We start from the raw sequence: 16041 nt of genomic DNA, 5'->3' as shown, positions 1-16041 counted from the left end.
GGACACAAAATCTTACAGGCTCTTATGGACAACACTACCCAAGAAGTTGAGGACTTTCTTCGTACACACAACATTCCGTTCAAAGCCTTGAATCACTTACCCATCACGACCTGTGAGGAAGGGTTAAAAATTGCAAAAGAGTTTGGTTCTACGTGCTGTAAGACGCTTTTAGTTAAGAATAAGAAACAATTTTTTCTCTTTGTGATACCGGGAGAAGAACGATTTAATGCCAAACAAGCGGCCGCATTTTTGAAAAGCAGTCACCTTTCTTTTGCCTCTCCCGAGGATTTGTCCCGACTCATGCACACCTTCCCGGGCGCCGTTTCTTTACTTGGTCTGATCTTTGATCAAAACAAAGAAATTTCGCTCTACATCGACAGCAGAATCTTGAACGCGGAACATATTGACTGCCACCCATGCACCAATGACCGAAGCCTCATCCTCTCGGTGAAGGATGTGCTGGAAAAGTTCCTGCCTTCTTTAGGCGTGTCTTATTTCGAATTCCAGTCGGGCTCTTTGAACGGCGAAAGTAAGTAAACACTGCGTCGTGTTCCTTTGATCGGCGGCAACTCTCTTCTCTGAAGCAGGAAATCCTCCCTCGTATCCTTGGTCTTGAGGATTTTTTCTTCTGACATGCCGTGAAGGTTAAATCCGAAATTGTCTTCTTCAAACTTTTCTTTGAGCATTTGAGCGAAATTCGCTCCGGCTACTGCTTTGTCAAAGAACTTAGAGGCGGACTGATTTAAGAAACGAACAAAGCCGTTTTCATCCACAATGGCCATCGGAGACGGCAGAAGGGTAATCAGCGCCTGCAGGAATTCATATTGTTCTTTAAGAAGCTCGACTTCTTTTTGGACATCAGATTCGCTCAGTTCACTAAGCGCGCCTTCGGATTTCTGGTGAGATTTCAATTTCACCAACAAGCGGCAGAAAGCTTTCTGAAGCTCAACGAGTTCTTCGGGATGATGGACTTTTTCCGCTTCAGTCGGAACGGCCTTGCCTTCTCTCACCTGCTCAATGAGTTTATTAACAGACTCGGTCAAGGGACGAACAGAGTAGGAAGCCAAAATAAACGTTACTAGCAAAAGGAAGAAGAAGATCAGGCTGTTTGTCGCCGCCATCGAGATGATTGCTGATTCTCTATCCTCTTCCTTCTTAAAAACACCGACGTACCAGCCAAGCCCCGGTATCTCTCTGATCGCGCCGACTAAATCAGACGCATCGTTCCTAGATAAAACCTGAGCGTTTTCTTTATTTGCGACGAGTTCTTTTAAAACCTTGGAAGGAATCAAGGGTTCCGGAGAATTAACATGATCGGTCGCGTAAATAGGCGCACCCTTCTTGTCCAAGATATATACAGCGCTGTCCTGAATATCTAAGCCTGATACCACATCTTCGTACAGACTCTTTAAATCAAGAGCAGAGACTGCATAACCGATGATCTTTCCGGACTTGTTTATTGCCGGCGCACAAATATTCACAATGGGAACGTTTGCCGCATCGGTCGCCATAATGACGTCAGATATATAAACCGAGTCCCGATTGCGGATGTGACTCCAATGATCCCTATTTGTGTGAGACACGCCCTCATTACTTTCATTCCGTGCATTCTTAGGAGGCTCAAAAACGATGACGTCTCCATTCACATCACCGTAGTGGATGTTTAAGAAATACGGAACTTCCGTCAAAATGCTTTTTAGGATGGCTCGTAAGGCTGATTTGTCCTCTGTCCCATAGACTTGCAGTGTGCTTGCAGACATCACAACGAGGGTTTTCGCGGAATCAACTCTATTTTTAACATTGTTGGACAGTGCTAACGCATCTTCCACCAGGAGGAGATCATCTTTACGGATCTCCTGCTCAATCATCCGGTACTGAGAGTAGCTCAACACCAGCAGCGGCAAGGTAATTGTAAGAGCCAACAAATAGAAGATGTAATTTCTGAGACGCACAGGTCGCATTTATGTTCCTCGTCTTTTTCTGTTGGGTCGTCTTACCGGGGTGAGTCCTAATTATTCTAGCGAATTTTCGCTTTTTCCATCTTATGTATTTTCTTGAAAAATCGCCACCGCCTAGAGGCCGAAACTACCCAATCATTTTGGAGGAAAAGACAGCCAGCGATCCTCTGTAATTGAGAGACTGATTTCATTTAACACATTGGAGGACACACTGGTATGTCTCATGCAAAAATCGGCCGCTTCAGCAAAAAGCAAATATTTGAATTACCCGACGGCACCCATCGATTAGAGCCTCATCTATACGTACGAGTTCGGGGCAACGGAAGATATCGAAATTATTTTTTTCGCTATCTCGATCCTAAAGGCCGCGTCTGCGATTTAGCACTCGGAAGCGCCAGTAAAAAGCCGTTATCGGAAGTAAAACAATTTGCTTTTCTGTTAAAAACATCACTTCAATTCAGCGGAAAGGCTTCTGCATTAATGGAAGCCAAACAACATCCGGTTCTTTTTAAAGACTATGCACGGCGAGTCATCGAAATCTTAGCCTCGGTTCGACTATGGAAAAATCCGGCTCAAAAGCAGTCTTGGAGCTCTTCTATAAGCACTTATGCCTTTCCCGTCATTGGGGAAAAATTCATCGATGAAATCGACCGAAAAGACATCCTAAAAATACTTCGTCCCATATGGATAAACAAAACGATGACCGCCTCCCGGGTAAGGGGGAGGTTAGAGAAAATTTTCGCTTATGCGATCAATGAGAACCTATATATTGGGAACAACCCAGCTTCCTGGAAAGGAAACCTCGACTTATTTCTTCCTCCCGCAAATAAATGCAATTCAACCCAGCATTTCAAATCTCTTTCCTTTACGGAATTAAAAGCCATCATTCCCAAACTACAACAAGAGAGTTCTATCGGGGCAAAAGCCCTGCTGTTCGGCGTTCTTACTGCAACCCGCACTGTTGAATTTACTCAAGCCCATTGGAGAGAGATAAGCTGGAAAGAGAAAGTTTGGCTTTGCCCTCCATCGCGTCGAAAAGACGGCAAAGAATTTCCGTTCAGAGTTCCGCTATCTCAGCAAGTCATCTCATTATTAAAGGAAATTAGAAAAGAATCGAAGGGAGAATTCATATTTTCTGTAGACGGAAAGACGCCGATACGTCGGGAAACGCCAAGGAAATTTTTGAGGACTGCATTAAATCAGGCGTGCACCATGCACGGAATGCGTTCGACCTTCAGAGATTGGTGCGCTGAAAACGATATTGACAATGAAGCAGCCGAGAAATCGCTCATGCACACCACCGGAACGCAAAAAACTTTAGCTTATCAACGAAGCGATCTTTTGGATAGAAGACGAGTCGTGATGCAGCTTTGGGCAGATGCACTTTTTGACGACGAAAAAGCCAAAATACATAAAGCTGATTTGTTGTAAAACAACAACTTTTTATTGATTTAATATATTGTTTTTCATTTAAAAGTGTTGTTTTTGCGTAAATACAACAGATTTTGTTGCTCGCATGTCTCGTTTTTATCAGAATGACGGTGCAGATAAATTCTTGCTAGGAATTTGAACTTTCTGCAAGTTTTACAACTTCAATTGGAGTACTACTCAAATGAAAAAAACACTTATCGCTGCCGCTGTAATGGCCGCATCCGGCATTGCATTTGCTGCTTCCAACGTTACCCTTTATGGTGTTATTGAGACGGGCGTTGTTGTTCAGAAGGCAAAACATCATGACACAAATGTTGCCATGGTTTCTGGCTTTGATTCTGGTTCCCGTTGGGGTATTAGAGGTGTTGAAGATCTGGGCAATGGCTACAACGTTGGCTTTGTTTTAGAAGAAGGTTATGACTCCGATACCGGCGCAAACACAGCTTCTAACTCCGCCGGTAAGGTCTTCGGCCGTGAGTCTCAGTTGTTCGTTCAAGGTGGTTTCGGTAAATTAGGCTTAGGTCGTTTCGGTACTTTGTCCTCTGGAGCCGGTTCTTATCAGATTCTTACTGGTTGGGCACTCGGAACAGGCTATGGCCTTAGCTCTTGGACTTCTGAAATCGGAACAAGCTTCAGCCGTGTAGATAACGCAATTGCCTATGTTTCTCCGAATTTCAGCGGCCTGACAATTTCTGCAATGTATTCCAATAAGACAACTGGCGATGATTCCGTTACTAAGTGGTCGAAAAATAACCATTACTACGGCCTTGGTGCAAAATATGAAGCTAATGCCATTAGAACTAGCTTGATTTTTGAAGCCCAACAAGTAAAAGAAACACCGGCAGCTCCTGCTGTTGATAATAAGAACACGAAGTATGCCATTAACTTTGGTTTCGAATATAACCTCGGTTCTATCACTCCGATGTTCGCATACCAGTATGCCTGGCAGGATGAAGGTAAGAAGACTAACATGTTTGGTTTAAGTGCTAAGGTTCCTATGGCTGGCGGCGATCTGCTTGCAGGTGCTCGTTATTTGTTTGGCAAAGACAAGACTATTCCGGCAACTGAAGACCAGGACGTCAACTCCTGGAATATCGGCGCAGCCTATGTATACCCGCTCTCTAAGAGAACGAAACTCAAAGCATTTGCAGGGTATGCAGACTCTGGCAAAGGTTGGAAAGACGTTTCCTACAAGGCTGGTAAAACAGTTGAAGATGCCAACATTACACCGGTGTATAACGGTTATCAGCTCTTCTTCGGTATGCAGCACAGCTTCTAATCTACTAAATAGATTAGTCTGAATTTTGGCCTCCTTCGGGAGGCTTTTTTCATTTGAACTTCAATTGTTGCTAGGAATTTGAACTTTCTGCAAGTTTTACAACTTCAATTGGAGTACTACTCAAATGAAAAAAACACTTATCGCTGCTGCTGTGATGGCCGCTTCCGGCGTTGCATTTGCTGCCTCTAACGTTACTCTCTACGGTGTTATCGAAGAAGGTGTCGTTGTATCTAAGGCTAAACATGGTGACAATAAAGTCGAGCTCGCTTCCGGTTTTGCCCAGGGTTCTCGTTGGGGTATCACTGGTGTAGAAGATCTTGGCAATGGCTACAACGTTGGTTTCGTTCTCGAACAAGGTTTTAGTGCAGATAACGGCGCGGAAGGAACTGCCGGCAAAGCTTTTAACCGTGAATCCTTCTTGTATGTTAAAGGTGGTTTCGGCTCCTTTGGCTTCGGCCGTACGGGCGCTCTTTCCTATGCACAGACTCAGGCTATCCTGACAGGTTGGGCTTTCGGAACTTCTTACGGTGGTTCTTCTTGGACGAGCGCTATTGCTAACAACTTCGGCCGCATGGATAACGTCTTATCCTATGCTACACCGTCTTTCAATGGTTTCACTGGCCATGTTATGTACTCCAATGGCTTAACAAGTGACTCTGCTAAATGGTCTGACAACAACCACTACTATGGTATCGGTGTTAAATATCAGGCAAACGCTATTAAGTCCAGCTTGATTTTTGAAGCTGCAGACAACAAAGGAACTGCTGTTCCCGCTAAGACAGCAGGTGATCTCTTGTCCATGCAGGAATATTTCTTAGTCAATGGTTTAGACGAAGATAAAGATGGCAACAAAGTCGAATATGCAACTTGGTCCAAGGACAAGGCTAATAAGGCTGAATACGAAAAGTGGGCAGAAACAGAATTAGCCACAGCAGAGGAAGCTAAGCGTCCTATCTATGTCATCAACTACGGTTTGGAATACAACCTTGGCTCCTGGACACCGATGTTTGCATACCAGTTTGCTCACCAGAATAATGGTCGCAGAACTCATATGTTCGGCCTCTCCACTACAGCTCAATTAGGTGGCGGTAAAGCAATGTTTGGTGCTCGTTATGTCTTCGGTAAAGATTTCCAGAAGAAAGTTGGTGCCAACGATGTTAAGGTGGACGGTGACGTTCGCGCCTGGACCATCGGTGCCGGTTACGAATATCCGCTCTCCAAGAGAACAGCTGTTAAGGCTTATGCTGGCTATGCTGACTCCGGAAAAGCATGGAAAGAAGTCGAAGACGTTGCTTACAACGGCTACCAGGTTTTCCTCGGCATGCGCCACTCTTTCTAATTTGACTTAATCTCTGATTAGTCATCGGCCTCCTTCGGGAGGCCTTCTTCATTTGAGCTTCAATTGTTGCTAGGAATTTGAACTTTCTGCAAGTTTTACAACTTCAATTGGAGTACTACTCAAATGAAAAAAACACTTATCGCCATGGGCGTTCTTGGCGCATTCTCCTCTCTGGCTTTTGCTGCTTCTAACGTCACTCTCTACGGTATCATCGAAGAAGGTGTGATCGTCCAGAAAGCTAAACACGGCGACAACAAAGTCGAACTGAACTCCGGTTTCGGCCAGGGCTCCCGCTGGGGCATCAAGGGTGTTGAAGATCTCGGCAACGGTTACAGCGCCGGTTTCGTTCTTGAACAGGGTTTCAACGCTGACAACGGCAATGAAGCTACATCCGGAAAAGCTTTCAACCGTGAATCTTTCCTGTATGTTAAAGGCGGCTTCGGCTCCTTCGGTTTCGGCCGTACAGGTGCTCTTTCCTTCGCTCAGACTCAGGCTATTCTGACAGGTTGGGCTTTCGGTACTTCCTACGGTGCTTCTTCTTGGCAGAGCGCAATTGCTAATAACTTCAGCCGTATGGACAATGTTCTGTCTTATGCCACACCGGTATTTGACGGCTTCAGCGGCCACGTTATGTACTCCAACGGCCTGACTAGCGATTCCGAAAAATGGTCTGACAACAACCACTACTATGGTATCGGTGTAAAGTATCAGGCTAACGCTATCAGATCCAGCTTAATTTTTGAAGCAGCTGATAACAAAGGTTCTGCAACTGACGCTCAATTAGTGTCGGATGTCTACACAGAAACACAGTGGAAGGCTCTTGGCAACACCAATTGGGCTGCCGTTAAAGACAATGTCTTCAAAGCTGCCACAGCTAAGAAGAAAGCTATTTATGTCATCAACTATGGTTTCGAGTACAATCTAGGTTCTTGGACACCGATGTTTGCCTATCAGTTCGCCCATCAAGATCACGGCCGTAGAACTCATATGTTCGGCCTGTCTGCATCAGCTCAGGTTGCTGGTGGCAAAGCTATGTTAGGCGCTCGTTATCTCTTCGGTAAAGACGAAGCTACAAAGGTCGGCGCTAATAAAGTTAAGGTTGATGGCGACGTTCGTGCCTGGACAATTGGCGCAGCTTATGAATATCCGCTTTCCAAGAGAACAGCTGTTAAGGCTTATGCCGGTTACGCTGACTCAGGTAAAGAATGGAAGGAAGTCGAAGACGTTGCTTACAACGGCTACCAGGTTTACCTTGGCCTTCGCCACGCTTTCTAATCTGACCTGATCTCTGATTAGTCATCGGCCTCCTTCGGGAGGCTTTTTTATCTTCACAGTAGTCGGGTATCGAAAAAGCGCGAAAGAAATGGAATTTCTTTTGCGCTAATAACTCTGACAATGAATAACTTAGAACTTATGGAGAAGACCTAAGCCTACCTGCCAACCGTTGTAATTTACATCAGCTTCGTTTTTCCAGCCTTTAGCTCCATCGGCATAACCTGCGTATGTCCAAAGGTTGGTGCGTTTGCTGAATGGATATTCATAACCTGCTCCAACAGTCCAAACGCTTGCCTTCTTTTCGGAGAGGGCTGCAAGATCGACATAATGGCTGTCGTATTTGCGAAGAAGGTACTTGGCGCCCAATTTAGCTGAACCACCAGCCAGAGGGGCTGTTACAGAAAGGCCGAATGCATGCTGATGGTAATAATCTTCTTGTGTGGCGTACTGGTAAATCACTCCGGGTTTGACTCCGTTGAAGTTGTATGTGCCTCCGGCCGTAATGTGATAAAGAGCCTTCTGCTTTTCTTCCAGTAGTGCTACGCCTTTGTTATCTTTAGCTTCAAAAATAATGCTGGCATCAATGTTATGAGCTGTATATTTTGCACCAACACCGTAGTAGTGAGCATTGTCAGACCATTTGTTGTCGTCTGTTGCTGTACCGTTAGAGTAAGTGGCGTGCAGAGTTAGACCAGAGAAGGAGGGAGTGACATAGTTGACAGCGTTGTTTAAACGACCAAAGTGAACGTTACCGACGCTCCAAGCGCTTGCTCCCCATGAAGTGCCGAATGCCCAACCTCGAAGAATAGCGGTGGATTGCGCAAAACCTAAAGCTCCCATACGACCCATGGCAACTGTACCGAATGGACCGTTCAGTCGGAGGATAGATTCGCGTGTGAAAGCACCGGAGCCTGCTGTGACGGCTCCGTCATCGGCTGTAAAACCCTCTTCTAGGGTAAAGCTTAAGCGGTAACCATTGCCCAAATCCTCTGTTCCTTTAATACCCCATCGGGACATTCCTGTAAAACCAGATCTTTCTTGGAAAGTCGCTGAAGAATGTTTCGCTTTTCCGGCTACTACGCCAATATCCATTTGGCCGTAAAGGGTAACGTTAGAAGCTGCGTAGGAGAAAGAAGCTAAAGTGGCCAGAACAGAACCGAGAAAAATTTTTCTTTTCATTATTGATTCCTTGGAATAATCAAATCCCCTCAATGCGAGGGGATTCCAAACCTAACTTTCTAACTTTTAATTAGAAATTGTGGGTCATACCGACAGAGAGAACATATCCATCAAAGTTAGCTGTTTTGAGTGAGCTATCGGCTTTCTTAAGATCTTTGAGTTTGCTGGAAGCGTATCCCTTGGAGCCATCTGCCCAGCTAGCAAAACCCCAAACGGTGGTTCGTTTGCTAAGAGGATATTCATAAGCGGCGCTGATAGATAAGGAATTGTATTTATCTTCACCAGTTGTAGTTTTGAACTCATCTGTTTCGTTTTTACCTAAGAGATACTTAACGCCAGCTTTTACAACGCCACCTGCTACAGGAGCAGCAGCAGACAATCCGAAGACGTGCTGTTTGTACTGGTTATCCTGCCAAGCATACTGATAGGCAAACTGAGGAGTGATGGATCCAAGATCGTAACCCAAACCGAGGTTGATGCTGTAAGCCGTTTCTTTGTCTCCGCCTTTATTATCGGCAGCTTCAAAAATAAGCGTATTTCTATAGTTAGCTAACTGATAAGCCAGACCTAAGCCATAATAGTGATCGTTCTGTGCCCATTTTGCAGTGTCCTTATCTGTACCGTTGGAGTACATAGCGTGAACCGTGAGGCCGGCAAAGGACGGAGAAACGTAGGCAACTGCATTGTTAACACGACCGTTATTCTTCATGAAAGAAGTGAGAGTGCCCTGAGTCTGATAGCTCGTACCAAGAGCCCAACCAGAAAGGATGCTGTTTGACTGTGCTCCATTGGCTAAAGAGCCCAAACGACCGAAACCAATCTGGCCAAACTCACCACTGATGTACAGTTTAGATTCACGAGAGAATCCGCCGCTGTATTTCTGCCCGTTGGTACCATCGTCGGAATTAAATCCGTTTTCGAGAATGAATCCGACTGCGTATCCGTTTCCGAGCTCTTCTACACCCTTGATACCCCAACGGGAACCGTTACGGAAGCCAGACTGCATATCGATAACATTCTTGCTATCGGTTGCACCACCATCGTGAGTAAAGACTGCGGAGGTATCCACAACGCCGTAGAGAGTTACGTTAGAAGCAGCAAATGCAACGCCGGAAGCGGCCATTACAGCGGCAGCGATAAGTGTTTTTTTCATTTGAGTAGTACTCCAATTGAAGTTGTTAACTTGCAGAAAGTTCAAATTCCTAGCAACAATCGAAGTTCAAATGAAAACAGCCTCCCGAAGGAGGCCGATGATTAATCAGAGATTAAATCAGATTAGAATGCATGACGAAGGCCGAGGTAAACTTGATAGCCGTTGTAGACAACTTTCTCTGTATCTTTCCAGGCTTTAGCACCATCGGCATAACCAGCATATGCCTTAACAGCCGTTCTCTTGGAGAGAGGATAAATGTAAGCTGCGCCAATGTTCCAAGCGCGAACTTTATCATCTCCTGTTGTTATAGCTTCATCTTTACCAAAGAGATAACGGGCGCCTGCAAGCACGTCACCACCAGCTACAGGAACTTTAGCAGAGAGACCGAACAGATGAGTCTTCTTCCCATCGTCCTGGTTAGCCCACTGATATGCAAACATTGGCGTGAAAGAGCCAAGGTTATATTCGAAACCAAAATTGACAGTGTAGGCTTTATCTCCGTGAACCTTATTGCCTACTAGATTCTTTTCTCCACCTTTGTTATCTACTGCTTCAAAGATCAAGCTGGATTTGATCGCATTAGCCTGATACTTAGCGCCGATACCGTAGTAATGAGTATTTTCAGACCATTTGTTTGTGTCTTCACCAATGCCGTTGGAATACATTGCGTGGATAGTTAATCCAGAGAAAGACGGGGTCGCATAAGAAATGGTATTGTTAAGACGGCCGTAGGAAGTACCGATTTCGCTAGTCCAAGAAGAAAGACCTAAGCCAGTTCCGAGCGCCCAGCCTGTAAGGATGTGATTAGACTGCGCTCCGGAAGAAAGTGAACCAGTGCGACCGAAACCCAGTTTACCGAAGTTGCCGGTCACGTACATGAAAGATTCACGGGTAAATCCACTTGAAGTTGTGTAATTAGCGTTTGCGGCGTTGCCGTCGTCCGCAGTAAAGCCTTGTTCAAGGATGAAACCAACAGAATAACCGTTCCCAAGATCCTCTACACCTTTAATACCCCAACGTGACCCTTGGTCAAACCCTGACTTGAGTTGGACAGTAGTATCTTGGTGTTTAGCTTTTTCCAAAAGAACACCTTCTTCAATGACACCGTAGAGAGTTACGTTAGAAGCAGCAAATGCAACGCCGGAAGCGGCCATCACAGCGGCAGCGATAAGTGTTTTTTTCATTTGAGTAGTACTCCAATTGAAGTTGTAAAACTTGCAGAAAGTTCAAATTCCTAGCAAGTCAACCTCAACAGAGGCATCAAGATATTGTCAGCACGGTAAAAAACTATTTAAAATTGAATGTAATAACAATGAGAGTACAAAATGACAAAGATGAATACGCTTACGATCCGTATCTCGGATTTTGATTTAAAGCTACTTAATCTACTTGCGGAAGAAGAACAACAGACAAAAACAAACATTGTGTTATCCGCTATAAGGCAACGCTTTGAAGAATCTTTAGCCGATAAAAATATCATTCGTTTATCTGAGAATGACTTTAATGAAGTTTTAAAAGTTTTCGAATCAGAGATGAGCTCAGAAGAAATAATCGGAAGGAAAAATTTAGCTAAGGCTAAGATGTGGGATTAGAATTGATGAAGTTTTTAAAGCCTGTCCCTCTTTCTATAGAACATAGGGAATTGCTGGACTCTTTCGATTGCCAATCAAATGCAATAAACGATTGGTTAAAGAGACATGCGATTAAAAACCAACTTGCTGGAGTTTCTCGCACTTATCTAGTTTTTGACGATAACAACTTTTTAGCGGGTTATTTTTCGGTTCGAGTAGGAGTTATAGACCATTCCGTTTTATCGGCCGCCTTCAAAAAAAATCTGCCTAACCCTCTCCCCATTCTCTTATTAGGGCGCTTAGGAGTTGATGTCAAATACCAAGGGCTAGGGTTAGCAAAAGCCATGGTCTACAAGACTATAAGTTTAGGATATGAAGTTGCCAGTATTGCCAGCTGTTGGGGGGTGGTCGTTGAGCCTCTTACTGAAAACCTAACTCCTTTTTATTTAAAGTTGGGATTTATCAAAACAAAGGCTGAACGACCTTTGCTTATCTTTAGGCTCCAGGATAAAAACGGCAACCCAACGATCTTCCCCGGATAGTAGGGAAAAGGCCTCCCGAAGGAGGCCCGACTAGCTAGCTTAAACTTTCTTGATTAGAAAGAATGACGCATACCGAGATAAACCTGGTAGCCGTTGTAAGCAACGTTTTCAACATCTTTCCATTCTTTGCCGGAATCGGCATAGCCAGCATAAGCCTTCAGGGCTGTACGCTTGCTAAGCGGATAGATGTAAGCTGCGCCAATGTTCCATGCGCGGACGTCCCCATCAACTGCAACTTTATTGGCTCCGACGTCTTTAGCTTCATCTTTACCGAAGAGGTAACGACCGCCAACTAAAACATCACCGCCGCCAACTGCAACCTTAGCGGATAAACCGAACATATGAGTTCTGCGACCGCTGTTCTGATGAGCAAATTGGTAGGCAAACATCGGTGTCCAAGAACCGAGGTTATATTCCAAACCGTAGTTGATCGTGTAGATAGCTTTCTTCTTGCCAGTAGCTTCTTTGATCACCGTGTCCTTGTTAGCAGCCCAATCGTCGCCAATACCAAGAGCTTTGAATTCGTTTTCTGTGAAGAGATCGGAAACCTTAACTGCATCAGTACCTGTGGCCTTATTATCGACAGCTTCGAAAATCAAGCTGGATCTGATGGCGTTGGCCTGATACTTAACGCCTAAGCCATAGTAGTGACTGTTGTCGGACCACTTGTCAGTATCAGTGGCAAGACCGTTAGAGTACATAGCATGTACGCTGAAACCTGAGAAGACAGGGGTTGCATAAACGACGGAGTTGTTGGTACGGCTAAAGCTTGTACCAATAGCGCTTGTCCAAGAAGAAAGACCAAGGCCTGTTCCGAGAGCCCAACCAGTCAGAATGTGGTTAGACTGAGCACCGGAAGCTAAAGTGCCTGTGCGGCCAGCGCCGAACTTACCGAAGTCGCCGTTGACATACATGAAAGCTTCACGGGTGAAGCCGCTAGTTGTGCCATTGCCTGCGTTAGCGACGTTGCCGTCGTCTGCAGAGAAGCCCTGTTCAAGGATGAAACCGACGGAATATCCGTTTCCGAGGTCTTCAACGCCCTTGATACCCCAGCGGCTACCCTGATCGAAGCCAGATCTCAGTTGAACAGTTGTGTCAGCATGTTTTGCTTTTTCTAAGAGGACGCCTTCTTCGATAACGCCATAGAGTGTGACGTTAGAAGCAGCAAATGCAATGCCGGATGTGGCCATTACAGCAGCAGCGATAAGTGTTTTTTTCATTTGAGTAGTACTCCAATTGAAGTTGTTAACTTGCAGAAAGTTCAAATTCCTAGCAAGCCTTCCTACTCAAACGAAGACTATCCTCATCGACCCTGTATTCTCTACCCTAATCCTCCAAAATACCTTGTCAAAAATGCGACTGCCATTGGAACAGTGAATGAAGAAACAACTGTTGTAATGATCATTGCATTCGCGATAACAGCCTCAGCTGCATGAAATTGCCGGCACATCAAGTAAACATTAACCCCCATAGGAAGGCAACCTAAAAATACAATCGCCGTCGTCTCAACCGGACCTAATCCGATTAATAACGCCAAACAAAATATAAGCGTAGGATGAATGAATAATTTAATGGAGCTCAGTACAAAGCTCTTTCCTAACCCTTGGCCTATTCCGTATTCCGACAACCCCATCCCCACCACGATCAGGCTCAGTGCAGTTGCTGAGTTACCTATTAGACGGACAGGCTCGTCAACCACATAGGGGATGCTTAATCCCGTAAAACTCCAGGCAACCCCGCAAAAAATGGCAATAATCAAGGGATTTTTAAAAACTGACGCTAGAGTTTTCAAAAAAGAGCGGATCGTAAGATGTCCCGACTGAAGAGAGAATTCAACGGCAATTGAAACCAAGGTCCACAACACCAAGGCGTTTAAAGACAATACCGCAGATACCGAAGGAGCGACTTTTTCTCCAAGCATCGCAATGGCTAGAGGGAGACCAAGAAGTCCGTTATTGGAGAAGACACATCCGGTACCGAAAATTGCAGTTTCTACCGGCTTCATTTTCAAAAGATATCCGGAAACAAATCGTCCGATAAAAAACAGAATGAAGCAGGCTCCGAAAAATGCGATCAACAGCCTTAGATCTGCATGGCTTTCTGTTAACGCAAGGTTAGACAGAAGACGGAACAACATCGCCGGAAGAGCAATATTAAAAGCAAACCTTGAAAGAACCGTGCTGGTGATTTTATTAAATCCAAACCAGTGTGATAGTGCGAAGCCCAAGAAAATAAGAAGAAAAAGCGGCGAACTTTTTCCAAATTGGAGTAAAAATTGAGTAAATAAAGTTTGTTCCATGGGTGAGGTCTTATTAATTAATTTTCTTTCATCTTACGCCTACAGCCTTTAGCAGAGCCTATTCCTCAGGCTTTTTCTTAACGATCTCAATCATCCGGTTCTTTTTATTTTTAACCAATCGTTCTGGGCTGCATTAATTTGTTGACCTTTTTCTCTTGCTGAAACGATCCGATTTCTTTTGTTTGATTTGTTCGAAAACGTAACATCTCTTTATCTGAATTTACGTTCATTTACTCTTAATTTTGTTCATCCGATTTCATTAAGTAGTCCTTAATTCAAATAGTTAAAGATCTAAACCAAGCTAAACTTTATCTACCAAGGATTTATTTGATGCTTCGTATTTCAATGAAAAAAACGGCCGCAGCCGCTGCCGTCACTTTCGCTTTTGTCGCCGGCTCTTTAGTCCAGACATCTCCGATTGCCCCGATAACCTCCGCTCACGCTCAGCAGGCGCAGCTGCCTGACTTCACCAAGCTTGTGGAGGACAACGGTAAAGCAGTCGTAAGTATTCAGGTTACTCAAAAAGCCGCTGTACGTAAAAACGCAAACCCTTTCAAAGGAATGCCCAAAGACAAGCTCGATGAGCTCCGTCGTTTCGGATTCCCGTTCCCCTTCCCCGGACCGGATGGTTTTGAAGGTCGTATGCCAGAACGCAAAGGCCAAGGCTCCGGCTTCATTATTAGTTCGGACGGTCTGATTCTTACTAACCATCACGTTGTTGACGGCGCTGATGAAATCAAGGTCCATCTGACTGATGATCGTGAGTTCAATGCCAAAGTTATCGGCAGTGATGCCAAAACAGACGTTGCTGTCATTAAGATCGATGGGAAAGACCTTCCGTGCGTTAAGCTCGGCAACTCTAAAGATGTCAAAGTAGGCGAGTGGGTTGCTGCTATCGGCGCTCCCTTTGGTTTGGAGAACACAGTAACGAGCGGTATCGTCTCTGCTAAGAGCCGTAACCTCCCAAGCGATCAGTTTGTCCCGTTCATTCAGACTGACGCCGCCGTCAACCCGGGCAACTCCGGCGGTCCTCTTTTCAATATGAAGGGAGAAGTCATCGGCATTAACTCTCAGATCTTCTCTACTTCCGGCGGCTTTATGGGCTTGTCCTTCGCCGTTCCTATTGATCTGGCGCTTCAGATTAAAGACGAACTCGTCAAACACGGTAAAGTAAACCGCGGCCGTTTGGGTGTAATGATCCAAACAATGAGTCCGGAGTTGGCAAAATCTTTCGGCCTTGAGAAAAACAAAGGCGCTTTGATCGCTCAGATCCAAAAAGACTCCGCGGCTGAAAAGGCCGGCCTGCAGGAAGGAGATATCGTCATCCTCTTCGACGGAAAGGGTATTGATAATGCTGCAGACCTCTCTCGCGCAGTCGCTTCTGCTCGCCCGGATACCGAGCACAAGGTTAAAGTTCTGCGTGAAGGCAAAGAAGCTGAAGTGAAGGTCAAACTTGACGCAGCTGCCGATACTTCAGTTGCTAAAGGCAAAGCCGCTGAAGAAGCTCGCGGTCGTTTAGGCGTAACCGTCCGCGGTTTGAATGACGAAGAGAAGAAAAAATACGGTGACGGTCTTGTCGTCGTCGAATCTCATGGTCCTGCTTCCGAGGCCGGAATCAAAGAAGGTGATGTCCTCTTATCCGTAGGCGGCAAGAAGATTCGCTCCTTCGAACAGTTCAAAGATGCTGTGAATGCTGCTGACAAGACACTAGCTCTTCAAGTTGCTCGTGACGGAAGCAGAACATTCCTGGCCGTAAAACTTGATCCGAAAGACAAAAAAGAAGAGAAGAAATAATCTTTTTATTTAATTCATCTAAGCTCGGCTTCTGCAACAGCGGTTGTCGAGCTTTTTGTTTTAGGATTTCTTGGAATGAGACTATTTTGTTCGGTAGTCACAATAAATTATGTGAAAAAGACCAATCGAGTAGGGGAAGCTTTCACCTACCCCTCTCACACCACTGGGCATGCGGGTCTCGCACCCAGCGGTTCCAATTAACCTATGCGGGTCGCCTACTT

14 protein-coding genes are annotated in these 16041 nt (G+C 45.2%); 8 read left to right on the top strand and 6 right to left on the bottom strand.

Features of this window, described 5'->3' with window-relative positions:
• The first annotated feature begins 24 nt into the window (after nt 1-24).
• Nucleotides 25-537, top strand: a complete 513-nt coding sequence (locus tag ACZND6_RS09895; protein ID WP_008812404.1) for a YbaK/EbsC family protein — start codon at nt 25-27, stop codon at nt 535-537.
• Here the strand turns inward: ACZND6_RS09895 and ACZND6_RS09890 are convergent.
• Complete coding sequence (locus ACZND6_RS09890) at nt 492-1961, bottom strand: cache domain-containing protein (RefSeq protein ID WP_489524622.1); 1470 nt, start codon at nt 1959-1961, stop codon at nt 492-494. The two genes, ACZND6_RS09895 and ACZND6_RS09890, sit on opposite strands and share 46 nt — an antisense overlap.
• Before the next feature lie 213 nt (nt 1962-2174).
• Between ACZND6_RS09890 and ACZND6_RS09885 the strand changes: the two genes are divergently transcribed.
• The 4 genes from ACZND6_RS09885 to ACZND6_RS09870 all read left to right on the top strand — a co-directional run bounded on the left by ACZND6_RS09885 (nt 2175) and on the right by ACZND6_RS09870 (nt 7282).
• Nucleotides 2175-3389, top strand: coding sequence for a tyrosine-type recombinase/integrase (locus ACZND6_RS09885; protein ID WP_489524621.1), 1215 nt, complete (start codon nt 2175-2177; stop codon nt 3387-3389).
• 181 nt (nt 3390-3570) lie between these two features.
• Nucleotides 3571-4668: a porin gene (locus ACZND6_RS09880; protein ID WP_489524620.1), complete on the top strand. Its 1098-nt coding sequence runs from the start codon at nt 3571-3573 to the stop codon at nt 4666-4668.
• A gap of 124 nt (nt 4669-4792) precedes the next feature.
• Nucleotides 4793-6007: a porin gene (locus ACZND6_RS09875; protein ID WP_489524619.1), complete on the top strand. Its 1215-nt coding sequence runs from the start codon at nt 4793-4795 to the stop codon at nt 6005-6007.
• A gap of 123 nt (nt 6008-6130) precedes the next feature.
• A complete protein-coding gene (locus ACZND6_RS09870) occupies nt 6131-7282 on the top strand; it encodes a porin (protein WP_489524618.1) in 1152 nt (383 codons plus the stop codon).
• A gap of 129 nt (nt 7283-7411) precedes the next feature.
• Here the strand turns inward: ACZND6_RS09870 and ACZND6_RS09865 are convergent, their stop codons facing one another.
• From ACZND6_RS09865 to ACZND6_RS09855, 3 genes are all read right to left on the bottom strand, one after another.
• A complete protein-coding gene (locus ACZND6_RS09865; protein ID WP_489524617.1) occupies nt 7412-8461 on the bottom strand; it encodes a porin in 1050 nt (349 codons plus the stop codon).
• 70 nt (nt 8462-8531) lie between these two features.
• Nucleotides 8532-9614, bottom strand: coding sequence for a porin (locus ACZND6_RS09860; protein ID WP_293738109.1), 1083 nt, complete (start codon nt 9612-9614; stop codon nt 8532-8534).
• Nucleotides 9615-9736: 122 nt separating this feature from the next.
• Nucleotides 9737-10798, bottom strand: coding sequence for a porin (locus ACZND6_RS09855; RefSeq protein WP_489524616.1), 1062 nt, complete (start codon nt 10796-10798; stop codon nt 9737-9739).
• Between the two features lie 141 nt (nt 10799-10939).
• On the opposite strand from ACZND6_RS09855, the gene ACZND6_RS09850 reads away from it, so the two are divergent.
• Both ACZND6_RS09850 and ACZND6_RS09845 read left to right on the top strand, forming a co-directional pair.
• Nucleotides 10940-11206: a type II toxin -antitoxin system TacA 1-like antitoxin gene (locus tag ACZND6_RS09850; protein WP_293738110.1), complete on the top strand. Its 267-nt coding sequence runs from the start codon at nt 10940-10942 to the stop codon at nt 11204-11206.
• Nucleotides 11207-11211: 5 nt separating this feature from the next.
• Nucleotides 11212-11727, top strand: coding sequence for a hypothetical protein (locus tag ACZND6_RS09845; protein ID WP_489524615.1), 516 nt, complete (start codon nt 11212-11214; stop codon nt 11725-11727).
• Nucleotides 11728-11780: 53 nt separating this feature from the next.
• Here the strand turns inward: ACZND6_RS09845 and ACZND6_RS09840 are convergent, their stop codons facing one another.
• Entirely contained in the window at nt 11781-12947 is a 1167-nt protein-coding gene (locus ACZND6_RS09840; RefSeq protein WP_293738112.1) for a porin, read from the bottom strand.
• Between the two features lie 101 nt (nt 12948-13048).
• Entirely contained in the window at nt 13049-14026 is a 978-nt protein-coding gene (locus ACZND6_RS09835; protein ID WP_489524614.1) for an AEC family transporter, read from the bottom strand.
• Nucleotides 14027-14356: 330 nt separating this feature from the next.
• Between ACZND6_RS09835 and ACZND6_RS09830 the strand changes: the two genes are divergently transcribed.
• Complete coding sequence (locus ACZND6_RS09830; RefSeq protein WP_489524613.1) at nt 14357-15820, top strand: Do family serine endopeptidase; 1464 nt, start codon at nt 14357-14359, stop codon at nt 15818-15820.
• Nucleotides 15821-16041 lie beyond the last annotated feature (221 nt).

The organism is Parasutterella sp., assembly GCF_057870745.1.
The sequence above is the reverse complement of the archived record's forward strand: the minus strand, read 5'-3'. Positions and strand labels throughout refer to the sequence as shown.